Below are 5,033 nucleotides of genomic sequence, written 5' to 3'. Positions count from 1 at the left end.
CTCCCCGAACACCTCGTCCCCTCCGCGACCGTCATCCTGGACGCCCTCCCGCTCACCCCCAACGGCAAACTCGACCGCCACGCCCTGCCCGCCCCCCAGCGCACCTCGACATCCGACGGCCGCCCCCCGCGCACCGCGCAGGAGAAGCTCCTCTGCGACCTCTTCGCCGACGTCCTCGGCGTCCCCGACGCAGGCGTCGACGACGACTTCTTCCACCTGGGCGGCCACTCCCTCCTCGCCGCGCGGCTGATCAGCCGCATCCGCACCGCCCTCGGCGTCGAGGCCGACATCCGCGACCTCTTCCAGGCACCCACCGTGGCCGCACTCGCCCGCCGTCTCGACGGCGCCGGCCGGGCCCGGCCGGCCCTGCGCCCCGTCGAGCGCCCCGCAGAGCTGCCGCTCTCGTACGCCCAACAACGTCTCTGGTTCCTCGACGCGGCCCAGGGCGACACGGGCGGCACCGCCTACAACCTCACCTTCGCCGCCCGGCTCCACGGCACCGTCGACCGGGACGCCCTCCAGGCCGCGCTCGTCGACGTCGCCGGCCGGCACGAGGCCCTGCGCACCCGCTTCCCGGCCGTCGACGGCCTGCCCCGCCAGTCCGTCGTCCCGGCCGCGCACGCCCGTCCGCCACTGACGGTCGCCGACCACACCCACACCGCCGAGGAGCTCACCGCCGCCGTCCGGACCGCCGCGGCCCACCGATTCGACCTGGCCGGCGAACTCCCGCTCCGCGCTCACCTGTTCACGGCGGACACGGACGAACAGGTGCTGCTCCTGGTGATGCATCACATCGCCGCCGACGGATGGTCCATGAATCCGCTCCTGCGCGATCTGGCCACCGCCTACGCGGCCCGCGCCACCGGCGAGGCACCCACGTGGGCGCCCCTCCCGGTCCAGTACGCCGACTACACCCTCTGGCAACGCGAGCTGCTCGGCGACGGCACCGACCCGGACAGCCTCCTCGCCCGCCAACTCGAGTACTGGCGCGGTGCCCTGGCCGACCTGCCCGACCAGCTGCCCCTGCCCACCGACCGGCCCCGCCCCGGCGACGCCCGCGGCGACGGCGCCCTGCTGCCCGTACGGTTCGGCCCGGCACTCCACCGGCGGCTGCGCGACCTGGCCCGGGAGACCCACTCCACCCTCTTCATGGTCGTCCAGGCGGGCCTGGCCGCCCTGCTGACCCGCCTCGGGGCCGGCACGGACATCCCGCTCGGCACGGCCGTCGCCGGCCGTACGGACGAGGCCGTGGACGATCTGGTCGGCTTCTTCGTCAACACGCTGGTGCTGCGGACCGACACCTCCGGTGATCCGAGCTTCCGCGAGCTCCTCGCCCGCACCCGCGAGACCGACCTCGCCGCCTACGCCCATCAGGACGTGCCGTTCGAACGGCTCGTCGAGGAGCTGAACCCCGTCCGCTCGCTCTCCCGCCACCCGCTCTTCCAGGTGTTGCTGGTCCTCCAGAACACCGAGGAGACCGACGTCCGGCTCGGCGACGCCACCGCGCGCCCCGAACCCGTCGCCAACACCACGGCCAAATTCGACCTGTCCCTCGCCCTCACCGAGACCCATGACCCCACCGGAGCCCCCGCCGGGCTCGACGGAGGTCTCGAGTTCGCCACCGACCTCTTCGACACCGACACGGTGCGCACGTTCCTCGCCCGCCTGGAGCGCCTCCTGCACGCCGCCGTCGCCGACCCCGACCGCCCCCTCGGCGCCCTCGAGGTGCTCTCCACCGACGAACGCCGCACCACCCTCACCACCTGGAACGACACCGCCGCCGACTATCCGCACGACCGCTGCCTGCACGACCTGTTCGCCGCACAGGCCGACCGCACGCCGCACGCCACCGCCGTGATCTTCGGCGACGAGCGGATCGGATACGGGGAACTCGACGCCCGCGCCAACCGCCTCGCCCACCACCTCATCGGCCTCGGCGTCGCCCGTGGCGACCTCGTCGGCGTCCTCGTCGAGCGGGGCCCCGACCTCGTCACCGGCATCCTCGCCGCTCTCAAGTGCGGCGCCGCGTACGTGCCCCTGGACCCGGACCACCCCGACGACCGGATCCGGTCCCTCGTCGACGAGGCCGGCGTCCGCACCGTCGTCACCCACGGCCGCCTCGCCGGCCGGCTGCCCGACGGCCTCACCCTCGTCCGTACCGACGCACCCCACGACCGCGACCTGATCGACCACGGACCTGCCACAGCCCCCGACGTGCGGGTCCTCGCCGACGACGTCGCCTGCGTCCTGTTCACCTCCGGCTCCACCGGCCGCCCCAAGGGCGTCGCCTCCCCGCACCGCGCCACCGTCCGCACCTTCTTCGGGCAGGACTTCGTCCACTTCGGCCCCGACCAGGTCTACCTCCAGTGCGCGCCCGTCTCCTGGGACGGCCTCACCCTGGAACTGTGGCCCGCCCTGCTGCACGGCGGTACCTGCGTCCTCGCCCCGGGCCAGAGCCCCGAACCCGCCGTGATCGCCGCGCTCGTCACCGCGCACGAGGTGACCACCGCCTGGCTGTCCGCGGGACTCTTCGCCGTCATGGCCGACATCCACCCCGAGGTGTTCCGCACCCTGCGCCAGGTCATGACAGGCGGCGAGGCACCCTCCGTCGCCCACCTCCTGCGCGTCCGACGGGACTTCCCGCACCTGCGGCTCGTCCACGGCTACGGTCCCGTCGAGTCCATGGTGTTCACCAACTGCCACCAGGTCACGGCGGACGACTCCGGACGCGCCGTCACCCCCGTCGGCGGCCCCCTCGCCAACACCCAGGTGTACGTCCTCGACGAACGCCTCCAGCCCGTCCCGGCGGGCGTCGTCGGCGAACTGTACGTCTCCGGCGACGGCCTCGCCCACGGCTACCGCCACCGTCCCGCCCTCACCGCCGAACGGTTCACCGCCCACCCCTACGGACCGCCCGGCGCACGGATGTACCGCACCGGCGACCTCGCCCGGTGGCGCACCGACGGGGCACTGGAGGTCGCCGGGCGCGCCGACGGCCAGGTCAAGGTGCGTGGCTTCCGGATCGAACTCGGCGAGATCGAGGCCGTCGCCGCCCGCCACCCCGGCGTCGCCCACGTGGCCGTCGTCGTCCGCGAGGACCGCCCCGGCGACCGGCACGTCGTCGCCTACGTCACCGGCGGCGCCGACCGGGCCGAGCTGCGCGACCACCTGGCCCGCGCCTTGCCCCCCTCCATGGTGCCGTCCGCGATCGTCACCCTGGACGCCCTGCCGCTCACCCCCAACGGCAAGCTCGACCGCCGGGCCCTGCCCGCCCCCGACTTCGCGGCCGGCGCCACCCACCGAGCCCCGCGCACCCCGCGCGAGGAGATCCTCAGCGGGCTGTTCGCGGAGGTCCTCGGCCTCCCGGACGTCGGCATCGACGACGACTTCTTCGACCGGGGCGGCCACTCCCTGCTCGCCGCGCGCCTGGCCGCCCGCGTCCGAGGCGCCCTCGGCTCGGAGCTCACCATCCGCGACCTCTTCGGGGCCCCGACCGTGGCGACGCTCGCCGAACGCCTCGACAGCGCCGACCGGGCCCGCCCCGCCCTGCTCCCCGCCGAGCGGCCCGCCGAACTTCCGCTCTCCTACGCACAGCAGCGGCTCTGGTTCCTCGATCGGGCAGAAGGCGGCGCCGCGTCCTACAACGTCGCCCACGCACTGCGTCTCGACGGCCCACCCGACCGGGCGGCCCTCACCGCCGCGCTCACCGACGTCGTCCACCGGCACGAGTCGCTGCGCACCGTCTTCCACGAGGAGCACGGCCGGGTACGGCAGCGGATCCTGCCGCCCGACCTGGCGCGGCCGGCCCTCACCGTGACGGCCGTCGCGTCCACCGAGGCGCGATCCCTGGCCGCGGTCCTCTCCGCCCACGCCGTGCGGCCCTTCGACCTCGGCTCCGAACTGCCCTTGCGGGCCCGTCTCTTCGATGCCGGAGCCGGGGAGCACGTCCTGCTGCTGGTGGTGCATCACATCGCGTGCGACGGATGGTCGATGGCGCCGCTGGTGCGGGACCTGTCCCTCGCGTACGGGGCCCGTGCGCAGGGCCGGGCTCCGGGCTGGGCGCCGCTGCCGGTGCAGTACGCCGACTACACGCTGTGGCAGCGCGAGCTGCTGGGGGACGAGGACGACTCCGAAAGCCTCCTCGCCCGGCACACCGCGCACTGGAGGGACACCCTTGCCGGCCTCCCCGACACCCTCGTGCTGCCCACCGACCGGCCACGCCCCGCCGTCGCGACCCATCGCGGCGACACCGTGCCCGTCCACCTCGCACCACGCCTCCACCAGGACCTGCTGCGACTCGCCCGGACCTCCGGCGGAACCCTCTTCATGGTCCTCCAGGCGGGTCTGGCGGCGCTGCTGACGCGCCTCGGGGCCGGCACGGACATCCCGCTCGGCACCCCGGTCGCCGGGCGTTCGGACGAGGCGCTCGACGATCTGGTCGGCTTCTTCGTCAACACGCTGGTGCTGCGGACCGACACCTCTGGCGATCCCACGTTCCGCGAGCTCGTCGCGCGGGCCCGGGAGACGGACCTGGCGGCGTACGCCCATCAGGACGTGCCGTTCGAGCGGCTGGTCGAGGAGCTGAACCCGGCCCGTTCCCTCGCCCGCCACCCCCTCTTCCAGGTGATGCTGGTCCTCCAGAACAACGCCGAGGCGGCCCTCGAACTCCCCGGACTCCACGCGCGGATGGAAACCGTGCTCAACGGCACCGCCAAGTTCGACCTCACGGCCGGCTTCACCGAGACCCACGACGCCGACGGCACCCCTTCCGGCATCACCGGCGCCCTCGAATACGCCGTGGATCTGTTCGATCGGGGCAGTGCGGAGGAGTTCGTGGCGCGGCTGGTGCGGCTGCTGGAAGCGGCCGTCGCGGAGCCGGATGCCCGGATCGGTGACCTGGACGTCCTGGGTGCGGGGGAGCGAAGGGCGCTGCTGGGTGACTGGAACGCCACCGCTGCCGGCTTCCCGCACGCGGCGTGCGCGCACGAGCTGTTCGAGGAGCAGGCGGCCCGTATTCCCGAGGCGACCGCTCT

General features: G+C 74.1%; 1 protein-coding gene. It reads left to right on the top strand.

Annotated elements, in window-relative coordinates:
• On the top strand, positions 1–5,033 hold a 5,033-nt coding region (locus tag ACIBBD_RS38660; protein WP_399424694.1), incomplete at both ends, for an amino acid adenylation domain-containing protein.

The sequence above is a fragment of the Streptomyces sp. NPDC051315 genome (assembly GCF_044455165.1).
Lineage (GTDB): Bacteria > Actinomycetota > Actinomycetes > Streptomycetales > Streptomycetaceae > Streptomyces.
This window is presented reverse-complemented; position numbering and strand designations above follow the sequence as displayed.